The following is a 13,030-nucleotide window of genomic DNA, read 5'->3' as shown; positions in this document are numbered from 1 at the left end:
TCCGAGCTACTGCGGGAGGATGACCGAGTCGATGACATGGATCACGCCGTTGCTGGCCTCGATATCGGTCGCCACGATGCCCGCGTCGTTGACCTGGAGACGGCCGTCGGCGATGTCGATGCGGACCGTCCCGCCCTGGGCGGTTTCGGCCCGCTGGGCGTTGACGGCATCGCGGGCGTACACGCGGCCCGGCACGACGTGGTAGGTCAGGATCGCGACGAGCTGGTCGCGATTCTCGGGCTTGAGCAGCGTCTCGAGCGTGCCGGCGGGCAGCTTGCGGAACGCCTCGTCGGTGGGCGCGAAGACGGTGTAGGCGTCGTCGCCGGTGAGCACGCCGGCGAGGCCGGCGGCCTGCACGGCCTGGGCGAGGATGGTGAAGCTGCCGGCGCTCTGCGCAACCTCGACGAGGTTCTTGCTCTCGGGCAGGATGACCGAGTCGATGACGTGGATGACGCCGTTGCTGGCCTCGACGTTGGCGCTCACGACGGTGGCGTTGTCGACCATGACCTTGCCATCGCGGACCTGGAAGTCGATCTGCTGGCCGTTGAGCGTGGTGGCGTCGTTGGACGCGATGACCCGCTCGGCGTCGAAGCGGCCCGAAACGACGTGGTAGGTCAGGATGGCGGTGAGCGTGTCGCGGTTCTCGGGCTTCAGCAGCGACTGGATGGTGCTGTTGCCCAGCTTGGCGAAGGCCTCATCCGTCGGGGCAAAGACGGTCAGCGGGCCCTTGGCCTTGAGGGCGTCGACCAGGCCGGCGGCCTCGGCGGCGGCGAGCAGCGTGCCGAAGCTGCCGGCGGCCTTCGCCGTCGCGACGATGTCCTGCTTGTGGTGGTCGGCGGTGGTCGAGGCCAGGGTGATGGTCGCGGTGGTCTCGCCCGAGCAGTCCGAGGCGTAGCTCTCGCACGAGTCCTTGGCGCTCGCCGTCGAGTAGCCGCACTGGGCCATGGCGGTGGTGCCGAGGGCCAGGCCGGCGGCGATGCCGAGGGCGGCGGTCTTGCTGCTGAGGGTGCTGAGGAACATGCGTGCAATCTCCATTCGATGTTTCGGCCTTGGCGGCGGTCTTCCGCCGCTGGTGAGGCGCCCCCACTGGGCTGCATCTCTGCATGGGGAGACGGATGGAAGCACGCGTCCCGTCGGCGTGCGAATCGCGTCGATCCGAGCCTCGATCACGCACCGACCGCCCTCAGGCCACGCCAGACCAGTTTTTATGATTCCGTTCGTAAGTGCTCCCACGCATCCACCCTGCGGCATCCTCCCCGGTCGAGCGGGCAAGTCGACATCGAAAAAGTGCCGTGGCGCGGACGGGATGGACGCCCGATGGTCGCGCCGATGCGCGATCTCGCCCGCCGGCCGCGGGGGGGCACGGGTCGCCCTAGCATCTCTTTCGCGCCGCGGTGACGGCGCGTCCTGCACCATCCGGAGGCTGCACGATGGCCGACAGCACGGCAACCGCGACCGCTGAGCAGCGGGTCCTTCACAAGGTCGACGTGGCCGACAGCGGCCCCAGCCGCAAGCGGCTGAGCATCGAGATCGCCGCCGAGACGGTGGATCGCCGGCTGCACGAGTCGGTCGACACGCTGGCCGAGCAGGCCGAACTGCCCGGCTTCCGCCGCGGGCACGTGCCGCGGCAGCTCATCCAGAAGCGTTTCGGCACCGAGCTGCGCAACGAGGCCCGCGACCAGCTGGTGACGCAGGCCTACCAGCAGGCCATCGAGGAGACCGGGCTCAAGGTCGTGGGTGATCCCTTCGGCGCCAACCTCCAGGAGATCGAGGTCCGGGCGGGCGAGCCGCTGAGCTTCGGCCTCGACGTCGAGGTGCTGCCCGAGTTCGAGCTGCCCAAGGTGGACGGGCTGGACCTCAAGAAGCCCATCATCGAGATCGACGATGCCCGCGTGGACGAGGAGGTCGAGAAGATCTGCCTCAACGAGGGCAGCCTCGAGAGCCACGAGTCGTCCGAGGCGGGCGACTACCTGACCGGCAACGCACGCATGATCGATGGCGAGGGCACCGAGCACTACAACATCGAGGGAGCCGTGGTGCAGGTGCCCACGGGCAAGGGCGATGACGGCCAGAAGGGCATGATCCTCGGCGTGCTCGTCGACGACTTCGCCACGCAGATCGGCACGCCCAAGGTCGGCGACACCAAGACCGTGACTACCAAGGGCCCCGAGACCCACGAGGTCGAGGCGCTGCGGGGCAAGGACCTGACGGTCACCTTCGAGGTCTCGAGCATCGACAAGATCATCCCGCTGGCCGTCGATGAGCTGGTGGCCCGCTTCGGCATGTCGGGCGAGGACGAGCTCAAGCAGCAGCTCCGCAGCCGCCTGGAGCAGCGTGCGGAGGTGCAGCAGCGGACCGCTCTCCGCCAGCAGGTCGCCAAGCACCTGCTCGAGAGCGTGGACTTCCCGCTGCCCGAGCGGATGACGGCGCAGCAGGCCGCCCGCGCCATGGAGCGCCGCCGCATGGAACTGCTCTACCGCGGCATGGACCAGGCCGAGATCGAGAAGCACGTGGCCGAGCTGCGGGCCGCCTCGGCCCAGGACGCCCAGCAGAACCTCAAGCTCTTCTTCGTGCTCAGCCGCGTGGCCGAGGAGCACGGCGTGGTGGTGTCCGAGCAGGAGGTCCGCGGCCGGATCGCGCAGATGGCCTTCGAGCGTGGCTCGCGTCCCGAGCAGTTCGAGCAGGAGCTGGCCAAGTCGGGCCAGATCCAGAGCGTGGCCCAGCAGGTCCGCGAGCACAAGACGCTCGACTCGATCATCGAGAAGGCCAACGTCAAGGACGTGCCGCTCGACGAATTCAACGCCCAGGCGGCCGCCACCGAGACGGCCTAGCCCCGTTCGCGTCCGGGCGCTCCCGGGCCAGCATTAGACGCGGTCGCGCTCAGGCGTCCCGGCGGTCGGCGTCTTCGGCGGGGTGCTCGGCCCGCGCCAGCATGATGGGCGTGCTGAGGCCGCCGCACTCCGGGCAGATGACGCCGTGATCGCCGCTGGGCTGGGCGCCGACGTCGGCGCCGCAGTGGTAGCACACGGGCTGGCTGAGCCGGGTGGTCATGGTGTTGACCACCCAGGCGACCGCGATCGCCGCCACGCCGATGGCCGGCGCCACCGCGAAGTTGAGCAGCGAAGCGACGGCAATGGCCGTCACCACGATCGCCAGCGTGACGCCCGCCACGCGGAGCCGCAATCTCGAGAGCCAGGCACGCCGTTCGCTCATGGCGACCCTCCAATGGAGTGTCTATCGGCCAGCGGCGGATCGTATCCCGAACCGGGACGGCCCGGCGGCCAGGGCCAACGAGTTCGCGGGCGAAGGGGGGCCTAGAGCGGGCGGTACTTGTCGATGGTCCCGCGGACGCCGTGCGGGTCGCGGATGTGCTTCATCGACACCTCGATGCCGTCCTGGCCCGAACTCGAGATGCCGATGGCCCCGACGTCGAAGATCCGCTGGATGAAGCTCTGGTCGACCTGAATGTTGCGGATGTTGTCGTGCAGCACCTCGCTGGTGGCGCGGCTGAACAGGCCCCGCCGCTCGGTGGTCCGCTTGGTGGTGACCTCCAGGGACGCGCCCATCGTGTGGATCCACCACACCAGCAGCGTGATGCCGGCGGCCAGGAAGGCCAGGCCGCAGACAACGAGCAGCGCATTGAGCCAGAAGGTCCGGGTCTCGAACGCCAGGACCACCGCCCCCACCACCGATGCCAGCAGGACCAGCGACAGGCCCATGAAGGAGAAGGGCTTGGCCCGGAACATCGCCGGCCGCAGCCAGAGCACACGCTGCTCGGGCCCGAAATCGGGCGGCAGGCCCGCGGCGGCGGCGCGATCGACCGGCGCGTCCGGCGGCGGATCGCTCACGCGCCCCGCCGGCTCGTTCTTCACCGGCTCGTTGCTGGATCGCTCGTCCATCCTCACCTCGCTGCCAAAGCCCGACGACGCCCCGCCGCCGATGCGCAGTCTACGCGGATCGCCCGTCCGGGTATTGGGATTCCCGAGGGGTCGTTTGCTTGAGCTATCGGCCTCCGACGGTCTTCGGCATTGCCGCGGTGCTTGCGATCGGCTACGGCAGATGGCACCGTGTCCAGTCGCCACGAAACGGACCATCTGGTTCGACTAACCGCCAGATCTCTCCAGAATCCGCGTGCCTGAACCACCGCTCGCGGAGTCCATGCCGCGTGTATTCGGTCGTCCCTGTCACGGCGATTTCTTTCCACTCCTCGGACTCGACAAGCTGCCGGAAGAACAGCGTGTAGTCCCAGGCAGTCCGGAACATCATCTAGAACTGCCGCAGGAACCTCAGATCGTTCTCGAACAGCATGCGGATGTCCGGGATGCCGTACTTGCCCATGGCGAGGCGTTCGATGCCGAAGCCCCAGGCGAAGCCCGTCCAGCGTTCGGGGTCGATGCCGCAGGCCTCCAGCACGTTGGGGTCGACCATGCCGCACCCGCCGAGCTCGATCCATTGGGGCTCGTCGCCCGGGCGGAGCGCGATCATCATGTCGAACTCGGCGCTGGGCTCGGTGAAGGGGAAGAAGCTGGGCCGAAGCCGGATCTGGGCGCCGGGGCCGAAGTAGGCCTCGGCGAACTGCAGCAGCGTGGTCTTGAGGTCCACCATCGACACGCCCTCGTCGACGTACAGGCCCTCCAGCTGGTGGAACATGAAGCTGTGCGTCGCGTCCACCGTGTCGGGCCGGTACACGCGGCCGGGCGAGATGACCTTCAGCGGCGGGCCCCAGCCCTCCTTGACGGCCCGCTCCATGGTGCGGATCTGCACCGTGGACGTCTGGCTGCGGAGCATCCGCGGCGTCTGCGTCGTCGCCGGGTCGTCGACGTAGAAGTTGTCGATCGGGTCGCGGGCGGGGTGGTCCGGGGGGATGTTGAGCTTGACGAAGTTGTGCTCGTCGTCCTCGAGTTCCGGGCCGTCGGCGACCGCGAAGCCCAGCCGCGCGCACACCTCGACCAGCTCCGCGCGCACCTTGCTGAGGATGTGCTGGCGGCCGACGGCGTAGGAACGCACCAGCCCGGGCTCGGTGAGGTCCACGATCGGCCTGGCACCCCCGCCGCCGCCCCCGGCAAGTTCGCCCTTCTTCGCCTCGAAGGCGGATTCGAGGGCGGTCTTGACCTCGTTGGCCCGCTGCCCGGCGCGGGGCTTGTCGGCCTTGGCCACGTCCTTCATCAGGCCCATCGCGGCCTTGAGCCGGCCCTTGGTCCCGAGGTAGCCGATGCGCCACCGCTCCAGCGCGTCGGCGTCGGCCACCGAACCGATCTCGGCGAGCGCATCGCGTTCGAGGGTGTCGAGTTGGTCGAGCATGGGCGAGGGTAGGGGCAATCCTCGGTGCTTCCGGGCCACGCGGTTCCGCGGCGCATGAAAAAGCCGCGGTCACCCGCGGCTACGTCTGCACGATCGCGATTGGCCTTACTCGCTCTTCTCTTCCGACGAATTCGACTCGTCGGACGCCGGCTCGGTGGGCTCCGGAGCGTCCTCGGCGACGGTGGCCGCGGCCCTCTCATCCCCGCCGCGGGCCTTGCGAAGCTGGGCGTTGTAGGCGGCCCGCTTGTCGGCCTGGCGGCGGCGGCGGCTGGGGTTGCCGCCGATCTCCGGGCCCTCCTCGGCCCCGACGAACTGGATCACGCACATCTCGGTCGCGTCGCCCAGCCGGTGGTAGCCGATGCGGATGATGCGGGTGTAGCCGCCCGGGCGATCCTCGAAGCGCGGCGCCACGTTCTCGAAGATGTGGCGGACGAGCCGCGGCGCCTTGCGGATCTCGCCGTAGCGGTTGCGCTCGACCTGGTCGCTCTCGGGCACGTCGAAGAACTTCTCGGCCCGCTCCCGCAGATCCTGCACGCGGTTGCGCTCGTCCTCCTCGGCGTTCTTGGAGACGTAGAGCCAGTCGAAGGCGCGGCGGTCGCGACCGAGCATGGCGACGACCTGGCGGCGGCTGTGCAGGTCGCCCTTCTTGGCCTTGGTGATGATCTTTTCGACGAAGGGCTGGAGCGCCTTGGCCTTGGGCACGCTAGTCACGATCTGGCCGTGCTCGAAGAGCGAGGCGGCCATGTTCCGCAGCATCGCCGTGCGGTGCGTGCGGGTGCGACCAAGCTTGAAGCCCGCCTTGCGGTGTCTCATCGCCAAAACCCCTTCCGGAGTGTGGTTTAGGGCCCGCGGCGTGCCTCCACGCGACGGGCCGAGATGATAGGCCCCGTGCGAACCCCGGGGCCCGCCGTGTCAGGTGGCCGCGACCTCGGCGGTGTAGCCGTCGGGCAGCTCCATGCCCAGCTCGAGGCCCAGATCGGTGAGCTTCTTCTTGACCTCGCGGAGGCTGGTGCGGCCGAAGGAGCGGAGCTTGAGCAGGTCCTGCTCGGTCTGGAGCACCAGCTGGCCGACGGTGTCGATGCGGGCGGTCTCCAGGCAGTTGCTGGCCCGGACGGACAGCTCCAGCTCGCTGAGGGGCATGTTGAGCTTGCGGATGAGTTCCTCGTCGACGCCCGCGGCGGCCGCGGCCTCCTCGCTGACGCGCTGCTCGCCCAGCTCGAAGTACTGCACGAAGGGATTGAGGTGCTTGCGGAGGATCTTGGCGGCCTCGACGAGCGCCATCTCGGGCGTCACCGTGCCGTCGGTCCAGATGTCCATGCCCAGCTTGTCGTAGTTGGTCAACTGGCCCACGCGGGTGTCCTCGACGTGGTACCGGACGCGGTGCACGGGGCTGAAGATCGAGTCGACGGGGATCAGCCCGATCTCCTGCTCGTCGCGGCGGGACAGGTGCTCGGTCGCCGGCACGTAGCCGCGGCCCTTGGCGACGTGCAGTTCCATCTCGAAGTCGATCTCGCTGGTCAGCGTCGCGAGCACCAGGTCCTTGTTGACGATGGTGATGTTGGTGTCAGCCTCGATCAGGTCGGCCGTCACCTCGCCGGGGCCCTGCGCCGCCAGGTGCATGACGCGGGGCTCGTCGCCCTCGAGCCGCAGCACGAGGTTCTTGACGTTCAGCACGATGTCGGTGACGTCCTCGAGCACCCCCGACAGCGTCGTGAACTCGTGCTCGGCACCCTTGATCTTGACGGCCGTCACCGCGGCGCCCTCGATGGAGCCCAGCAGGATGCGGCGGAGGCTGTTGCCGATGGTGGTGCCGAAGCCACGCTCGAAGGGCTCGACCGTGAAGCGGCCGAAGTCGGGCGCCTTGGTCTTGGCATCGGCGACAACACGAGTGGGGAGTTCCAGGCCACGCCAGCGAACGCGCATGGTGTTTACCTCGATCGCCAGCGGAGGCCCTTGGATGAGCGATCGCCCGGCTCACGAATCCACCCGGCGCCGCTGGCGAATGGCCGGATGCTTCTTCTTTCCGGGCGACGATGCACGAACCGGCCGCGGCTGGATCCTCGGGATCGGCCGCGGCGAGTGACCGAATCGGTAGCTAGACGCGCCGCTTCTTGCGGGGTCGGCAGCCGTTGTGGGGCACGGGCGTGTGGTCCTCGACGGCCGTCACGCGGATGCCGGTGGAGACGACGCCGTTGACCGCGGCCTCGCGGCCGCCGCCGGTGCCGCGGATGCGGACCTCGGCCTCGCTCATGCCCATCTTGCGGACCTTGTGGCCCACGCTCTCGCCGGCGCGGGTGGCGGCGAAGGGCGTGGCCTTGCGGGCGCCCTTGAAGCCGATGGTGCCCGCGCTATCCCACGCCAGCGTCTCGCCGTTGGCGTCGGTGATGGTGATCATCGTGTTGTTGCTGGTCGCCTTGACGTGGATGATGCCACGCACGACGTTCCTGCGGACCTTCTTGGTCTTCTTCGCCACGGATGCCCTCCAAGGCACACGCCGACGCGATCACCGCGGCGGCACGAACTCGATCAGCCCTTGACGCCCTTCTTGCCGGCCACGGTCTTCTTGCGGCCCTTCCGCGTGCGGGCGTTGCAGCGGGTGCGCTGGCCGTGGGCGGGCAGGCCCCGGCGGTGCCGCTCGCCGCGGTAGCAGCGGATGTCCTTCATCCGCTGGATGTTCTCGCCGACCTGGCGACGCAGCGCACCCTCGACGCGGTAGCCGTTGTCGATGATCGCGCCGATCTGGGCGACCTCCTGCTCGGTCAGGTCGTTGGCCTTGCGGCTCGGCTCGATCTGGGCCTCGGCCAGGATGTCGGCCGCGAACTTCGGGCCAATACCGTGCACGTACTGCAACGCGTAGTAGATCTTCTTGCGATCCGGGATGTCGACACCTGCGATACGCGGCACGCGATGCTCCTCGTTCAGACCGAGTTCAGACCGATCGGCCCTCGGGCCGGGCCCTCAGCCCTGGCGCTGCTTGAAGCGGGGGTTCTTCTTGTTGATGATGTACACCCGGCCACGCCGACGAACGACCTGGCAGTCCTTCGATCGCCGCTTGACGCTCGCCTTGACCTTCATCGCACACCACCCCTGGAACCGAGCGCTCCGACATACCTGCCGCAGACGACGACCCGTCGGCTGCGAAAGAGATTCTACCCCAGACCCGACGCCGAGTCACCATCAGAGCCCCCCAGAACCCGCACGCGGCCCACCCCGACGGCCACCATCCGCTCGCGGACGGCGGCCGGATGCCCGTCGGCCGTCCGGAGCGCCCACCCATCACCGGCCTCCACGATCTCCCCCGAGCCGGTGGTGACGGCCGGCTCCAGCGTCAGGACCATCCCGGGCCGCAGCGCAATCGGCGGATCGGCGTCCCCGGGCGTCAGCGGCAGCACGGGCAGTTCGTGGCAGGCCCGGCCGATGCCGTGGCCCGCCAGCCCCCGCACCAGCCGGACGCCCGAGGACTCCGCGGCGTCCGCCATCGCCCGGGCCACCTCGGCCCAGTCCCGGCCCGGCGCCATCGCTGCGAGGCCGGCCTCCCACACGCCATCCAGGGCCTCGAGCAGCGGATGTCCGACACCACCAACGACGACGGTGTCGGCCACGTCCGCGCACCAGCCCCCGACGGAGAGCATGAGGTCGACCGACACGAGCTGGCCGCGTCGGAGGCTTCGTCGATGGGACCGGGCGTGGGCGACTGCGTCATCGACGCTGATCGCGCAGGGCTCGCCGAAGACCTCGCCCTTGCGATTGGATATGCCCATCATCGGGGTCCGCTCGTGGGCGAGACGCGTGTTCTTGGCGCAGGCCTCCGCGATGGATGCGGGCGTCGTTCCGGGCCTGCACAGCTCGAGCAATGCCGACAGCCCCGATCGTGCGCGGCGGGCGACGCGATCGAGGCACTCGATGTCCTCCGGCGAATAGAGCTGCGGGCCGCGCAGCCGGGATCCCCGGGCCGGGCTCACCTCGGTCCGCGGAGCCTCGGGCCCTTGCCGGCGCCGTCCTCGCCGCCCAGGAACCCCGCGTAGTTGCGCATGAGCAGGTTGGCCTCGATCCGCTGGACGAAATCCAGGATGACGGCGACCACGATCAGCAGGCCGGTGCCGCCCAGGAACTGCGTCACGAAGAAGGGGATGCCCATGGCGTTGCTGACCAGCATCGGCAGCACGGCGATGACCGCCAGGAACGCGCCGCCGACGTAGGTCAGCCGCTCCATCACGGTCTCGAGGTATTCGGCCGTTCGCGGACCGGGACGCAGGCCCGGGATGAACGAGCCGTTGTCGCGCATCTGCTTGCTGATTTCCTCTGGATTGAACTGCACGGTGATCCAGAAGTAGCTGAAGAAGTAGGTCATGACCACGAAGACCATGACGTAGGGGAACTGGCCGTACTGGAAGGCCGAGCTGAACCAGTTGGCGATGCCGTGGAAGATGCCGCCCGTCTCGCGGGTGGCGTCGCTGAAGCCCTGGAAGATGACCGACGGGAAGATCATCAGCGAGCTGGCGAAGATGATGGGCATCACGCCGCCATGGTTGACCCTGAGCGGGAGGTAGCTCCGCTGGCCGCCGAAGGTGCGTCGGCCGCGGGTGTGCTTGGCCTGCTGGATGGGGATCCGCCGCTGGGCCACGGTCATGAGCACCGAGCCCGCCACGACGACGACGAACCCGCCCAGCAGCAGGATGATGCTCAGCCAGTTGAGCTTGTCGGGCTGCGTGGGATCGAAGTTGTCGTACACCCAGACCACGGCGTTGGGCATGCCCGCGAGGATGCCGGCCATGATGATCATGGACATGCCGTTGCCGATGCCGAAGCGATCGATCTGCTCGCCCAGCCACATCAGGAAGACGGTGCCGGCGGTCAGGGCCGTGACGGCCATCGTCCACCACAGCGGGTTGGAGCGCCACTCGGCGTAGACCAGGTTGTTGCCCGGACTGGTGATGAAGTACAGCCAGCCGATGGCCTGCACGATGCACAGCCCGACGGTGGTGTACCGCGTCCACTCCTGGATCTTCTGGAAGCCCGTGGGCCCCTCGTCGCGGAGGGCCTTGAGGCGGGGGATGACCGACCCCAGCAGCTGGAAGATGATGGCCGCCGAGATGTAGGGCATGATGCCCAGTCCGAAGATGGTCGACTGCGAGAGCGATCCGCCGCTGAAGACCGACATGTAGTCGGTCAGGCGGCTGAGGGCGCCCCCGGACTCCTGCTGGGTCTCGAAGTAGGTGACCAGCTGCTGCTGGTCGACGCCGGGCAGCGGGATCCAGAAGCCGATGCGATAGACCGCGAGCATGCCCAGGGTGAAGAGCACCTTGTTGCGCAGCTCGGGGATGCGGAAGACGTTGAACAGGGCCTGGATCATCGACGCTCCGTCGCCGGCGGGGCCGCCCGCGTGCCGCCGCGGGGCCGGCGGGCTCGGCGGCCCGCTCGGTTACTTCTTGGCCTTGGCCGCCTGCCGCCTCTCGAGATTAGGCCGGCGGAGCTTCTTGGTCAGGTTCTTCGGGGTCTTGTCGTCGCTGTTGCGGTCGATGCCGCGGACGCGATCGCGGCGGGTGCCGGTCTCGGTCACAGAGCCGCCCGCGTCGGTGATCATCGCACGGGCCGGCCCACTGACGCGGCTGACGGTGACTTCGAGCTTGACCGACAGTCCACCCTCCGGGGGGTTGCCCAGGATCTTGACGTCGCGGCTGGTGTCGCGGATCAGGCCGGCCTCGATGAGCGTGTCGGGGGAAACCACGCCGCCCTTGGCGAAGGATTCGTGCTCGACGATGTCCTTGATGTTCACGATCCAGAACAGCGTCTTGAACTTGGCGTTCGTGAAGCCGAACTTGGGCATCGTGCGGAACAGGGGCATCTGGCCGCCCTCGTCCTGGTGCCGCTTGGAATAGCCACGGCGGCTGCCGGCGCCCTTCTGGCCGCGGCCGGCACGCTTGCCACCGCTGCCAGGTCCGCGGCCGATGCGCTTGCGCTTCTTGTAGCGGCCGGCCTGTGCGGTGATCTCGTGGATCATCATGGCGTCAATCCTCTGGGGCTTCCGAGTCGGGCTTCCGGGAATCGAATCTGCGGCGTGCGGGTGTCCTGGCTAATTGTCCGTCGGCGAGGCGTCGCCGCCCTCTTCGCCGTCGCCGGTCGCCTTGGGTGCCGCGTCGGGCGTGGCGATGCCGGCACCGGTCAGGGCGCGGGCCCGCTCGATCCGCTGGGCGATGGTCGACTGGCCCAGGTCGACGCCCCGCCGCTCGGCGACCTCTTCGATGGTGCGCATCTTGGCGAGCCCGTCGATGGTCGCCTTGACGACGTTGAGCTTGTTGCCCGAGCCCAGGCTCTTGGTGATGCAGTCGGCAAAGCCGGCCATCTCGAGCACGGCGCGGACGGTGGCGCCCGCGACGATGCCGGTGCCGGGCGTGGCGGGCATCAGCCGGATCTTGGAGGCCGAGTAGGTCGCCTCGATCTCGTGGGGCACGGTGGTGCCCAGACGCTTCACGCTGACCATCTGGCGGCGGGCCTGCCGCTGGGCCTTCTCGATGGCCTGGGGCACTTCCTTGCTCTTGGCATAGCCGTAGCCGACCTTGCCTCGGCGATCTCCCACCACCACCAGCGCGCCGAAGCTGAATCGGCGGCCGCCCTTCACGGTGGCGGCGGTGCGGTAGATGTTGACCGTCGTGGACTCGATCTGTCCGGCTTCGTCGATCATCTCGGGCATGGTGCGTCCTTCGTGCGAATCGTGCGGCGTCGCGGTGCGGGGCCGGGTGCGGGGGGCATCAGAACTTCAGGCCGCCCTCTCGTGCGGCGTCGGCCAGCGCCTGCACGCGGCCGTGGTAGCGGAAGCCCCCACGATCGAAGACCACCTTCTCGACGCCCTTGGCCTTGGCCCGCTCGGCGATGAGCGAGCCCACGGCCTTGGCGGCGTCGACGTTGCCGGTGGCCTCGGCCGAGAAGCCCTTGTCCATCGTCGAGGCGGACGCGAGCGTAACGCCCTGCAGATCGTCGACGACCTGGGCGTAGGTGTGCCGCAGCGAGCGGTACACGCACAGCCGGGGGATGTCCGCCGTGCCGGCGACGCGCTTGCGGATGCCGATGCGTCGGCGGGTCCGCCTGGTTTGCTTGGCCTTCTGCCTGTCCATCGGGTGTCCCTCGATGCTGCGGTCCCGGAGCAACGCCCGGGCCGACCGGAGCCGGCGATCAGCCGGCGGCGGTCTTGCCCTCCTTGCGGATGATCTGCTCGTCGCGGTACTTGATGCCCTTGCCGTTGTACGGCTCGGGCTTGCGGACCGCGCGGACCTCGGCGGCGAACTGGCCGACGGCCTGCTTGTCGTAGCCCGTGACCGTGATCGCCTGCTTCTCGACGTTGACCTCGACGCCCTGGGGGATCGTCTTGAAGACCGGGTTGGCGAAGCCGACGACGAGCTTCAGGCGGTTGCCCTCCACCGCGGCGGTGTAGCCCACGCCCTGGACGTCGAGGATCTTCTGGTAGCCCTTGGTGACGCCGACGATGTGGTTGCTCACGATCGACCGCGTGGTGCCCCAGAGGCTCTTGGCCTCGCGCTGGCCCTCCATGCCCTCGGGCACCGAGAAGCTGAGCGTCTTGGCGCCCTCGTCCCACGCGACGCTCACCAGCGGGTGGGCCTCGTGCGTAAGGGTGCCCTTGGCCCCCTCGAGGGTGATGGTCTGGCCGCTCACCGCGACCTTGACGCCGCCGGGCACCGCGACTGGTTGCTTGCCGATGCGAGACATGGCTCTG

At 68.8% G+C, this 13,030-nt stretch carries 16 protein-coding genes; 1 reads left to right on the top strand and 15 read right to left on the bottom strand.

All coding sequences use genetic code 11. The features are described from left to right. Positions 1-6: 6 nt before the first annotated feature. On the bottom strand, positions 7-1,020 hold the full coding sequence (locus tag AAFX79_01140; protein MEO1007153.1) for a fasciclin domain-containing protein: 1,014 nt from the start codon (positions 1,018-1,020) through the stop codon (positions 7-9). 410 nt (positions 1,021-1,430) lie between these two features. Between AAFX79_01140 and tig the strand changes: the two genes are divergently transcribed. Continuing rightward, complete coding sequence (gene tig, locus AAFX79_01135) at positions 1,431-2,831, top strand: trigger factor (GenBank protein MEO1007152.1); 1,401 nt, start codon at positions 1,431-1,433, stop codon at positions 2,829-2,831. A gap of 49 nt (positions 2,832-2,880) precedes the next feature. Here the strand turns inward: tig and AAFX79_01130 are convergent, their stop codons facing one another. The 14 genes from AAFX79_01130 to rplF form a co-directional block, all read right to left on the bottom strand. Next, a complete protein-coding gene (locus tag AAFX79_01130) occupies positions 2,881-3,213 on the bottom strand; it encodes a hypothetical protein (protein ID MEO1007151.1) in 333 nt (110 codons plus the stop codon). Positions 3,214-3,314: 101 nt separating this feature from the next. After that, positions 3,315-3,899 carry a PH domain-containing protein gene (locus AAFX79_01125; protein ID MEO1007150.1) on the bottom strand — a complete coding sequence of 195 codons (585 nt, stop codon included), beginning with the start codon at positions 3,897-3,899 and terminating at the stop codon, positions 3,315-3,317. Positions 3,900-4,266: 367 nt separating this feature from the next. Continuing rightward, positions 4,267-5,301 (bottom strand): phenylalanine--tRNA ligase subunit alpha, encoded by a 1,035-nt coding sequence (pheS, locus tag AAFX79_01120; GenBank protein MEO1007149.1) that lies wholly within the window; start codon positions 5,299-5,301, stop codon positions 4,267-4,269. A 105-nt stretch (positions 5,302-5,406) separates the two neighbouring features. Continuing rightward, positions 5,407-6,114, bottom strand: coding sequence for a bL17 family ribosomal protein (locus AAFX79_01115; protein ID MEO1007148.1), 708 nt, complete (start codon positions 6,112-6,114; stop codon positions 5,407-5,409). Between the two features lie 99 nt (positions 6,115-6,213). Next, positions 6,214-7,224, bottom strand: a complete 1,011-nt coding sequence (locus tag AAFX79_01110) for a DNA-directed RNA polymerase subunit alpha (GenBank protein MEO1007147.1) — start codon at positions 7,222-7,224, stop codon at positions 6,214-6,216. 172 nt (positions 7,225-7,396) lie between these two features. After that, positions 7,397-7,774: a 30S ribosomal protein S11 gene (gene rpsK / locus AAFX79_01105; protein MEO1007146.1), complete on the bottom strand. Its 378-nt coding sequence runs from the start codon at positions 7,772-7,774 to the stop codon at positions 7,397-7,399. Positions 7,775-7,827: 53 nt separating this feature from the next. Continuing rightward, a complete protein-coding gene (rpsM, locus tag AAFX79_01100) occupies positions 7,828-8,205 on the bottom strand; it encodes a 30S ribosomal protein S13 (GenBank protein MEO1007145.1) in 378 nt (125 codons plus the stop codon). Between the two features lie 54 nt (positions 8,206-8,259). After that, positions 8,260-8,376 carry a type B 50S ribosomal protein L36 gene (gene ykgO / locus AAFX79_01095; GenBank protein ID MEO1007144.1) on the bottom strand — a complete coding sequence of 39 codons (117 nt, stop codon included), beginning with the start codon at positions 8,374-8,376 and terminating at the stop codon, positions 8,260-8,262. Positions 8,377-8,450: 74 nt separating this feature from the next. Beyond that, on the bottom strand, positions 8,451-9,263 hold the full coding sequence (locus AAFX79_01090) for a methionyl aminopeptidase (GenBank protein ID MEO1007143.1): 813 nt from the start codon (positions 9,261-9,263) through the stop codon (positions 8,451-8,453). Further along, positions 9,260-10,654: a preprotein translocase subunit SecY gene (secY, locus tag AAFX79_01085; GenBank protein ID MEO1007142.1), complete on the bottom strand. Its 1,395-nt coding sequence runs from the start codon at positions 10,652-10,654 to the stop codon at positions 9,260-9,262. The genes AAFX79_01090 and secY overlap by 4 nt, the downstream gene beginning before the upstream one ends. Positions 10,655-10,723: 69 nt before the next feature. Further along, positions 10,724-11,305: a 50S ribosomal protein L15 gene (gene rplO / locus AAFX79_01080; protein MEO1007141.1), complete on the bottom strand. Its 582-nt coding sequence runs from the start codon at positions 11,303-11,305 to the stop codon at positions 10,724-10,726. A gap of 69 nt (positions 11,306-11,374) precedes the next feature. After that, entirely contained in the window at positions 11,375-11,992 is a 618-nt protein-coding gene (gene rpsE, locus AAFX79_01075; GenBank protein MEO1007140.1) for a 30S ribosomal protein S5, read from the bottom strand. Between the two features lie 58 nt (positions 11,993-12,050). Further along, complete coding sequence (gene rplR / locus AAFX79_01070) at positions 12,051-12,413, bottom strand: 50S ribosomal protein L18 (protein ID MEO1007139.1); 363 nt, start codon at positions 12,411-12,413, stop codon at positions 12,051-12,053. A 58-nt stretch (positions 12,414-12,471) separates the two neighbouring features. Continuing rightward, on the bottom strand, positions 12,472-13,023 hold the full coding sequence (gene rplF, locus AAFX79_01065) for a 50S ribosomal protein L6 (GenBank protein MEO1007138.1): 552 nt from the start codon (positions 13,021-13,023) through the stop codon (positions 12,472-12,474). Between the last annotated feature and the right edge of the window lie 7 nt (positions 13,024-13,030).

The sequence above is a fragment of the Planctomycetota bacterium genome (assembly GCA_039819165.1).
GTDB lineage: Bacteria > Planctomycetota > Phycisphaerae > Phycisphaerales > UBA1924 > JAHCJI01.
Note: the sequence above shows the minus strand (reverse complement) of the source record. Positions and strands in the feature narration are given on the sequence as shown.

What these genes read in the sequence shown, in the direction of transcription:
- AAFX79_01130 (MEO1007151.1), bottom strand. Translation starts at nt 3,213, where the DNA reads ATGAGCGAACGGCGTGCCTGGCTCTCGAGATTGCGGCTCCGCGTGGCG.
- AAFX79_01110 (MEO1007147.1), bottom strand. Translation starts at nt 7,224, where the DNA reads ATGCGCGTTCGCTGGCGTGGCCTGGAACTCCCCACTCGTGTTGTCGCC.
- rpsE (MEO1007140.1), bottom strand. Translation starts at nt 11,992, where the DNA reads ATGCCCGAGATGATCGACGAAGCCGGACAGATCGAGTCCACGACGGTC.
- ykgO (MEO1007144.1), bottom strand. Translation starts at nt 8,376, where the DNA reads ATGAAGGTCAAGGCGAGCGTCAAGCGGCGATCGAAGGACTGCCAGGTC.
- pheS (MEO1007149.1), bottom strand. Translation starts at nt 5,301, where the DNA reads ATGCTCGACCAACTCGACACCCTCGAACGCGATGCGCTCGCCGAGATC.
- rplF (MEO1007138.1), bottom strand. Translation starts at nt 13,023, where the DNA reads ATGTCTCGCATCGGCAAGCAACCAGTCGCGGTGCCCGGCGGCGTCAAG.
- rplO (MEO1007141.1), bottom strand. Translation starts at nt 11,305, where the DNA reads ATGATGATCCACGAGATCACCGCACAGGCCGGCCGCTACAAGAAGCGC.
- secY (MEO1007142.1), bottom strand. Translation starts at nt 10,654, where the DNA reads ATGATCCAGGCCCTGTTCAACGTCTTCCGCATCCCCGAGCTGCGCAAC.
- AAFX79_01140 (MEO1007153.1), bottom strand. Translation starts at nt 1,020, where the DNA reads ATGTTCCTCAGCACCCTCAGCAGCAAGACCGCCGCCCTCGGCATCGCC.
- tig (MEO1007152.1), top strand. Translation starts at nt 1,431, where the DNA reads ATGGCCGACAGCACGGCAACCGCGACCGCTGAGCAGCGGGTCCTTCAC.
- AAFX79_01115 (MEO1007148.1), bottom strand. Translation starts at nt 6,114, where the DNA reads ATGAGACACCGCAAGGCGGGCTTCAAGCTTGGTCGCACCCGCACGCAC.
- AAFX79_01125 (MEO1007150.1), bottom strand. Translation starts at nt 3,899, where the DNA reads ATGGACGAGCGATCCAGCAACGAGCCGGTGAAGAACGAGCCGGCGGGG.
- rplR (MEO1007139.1), bottom strand. Translation starts at nt 12,413, where the DNA reads ATGGACAGGCAGAAGGCCAAGCAAACCAGGCGGACCCGCCGACGCATC.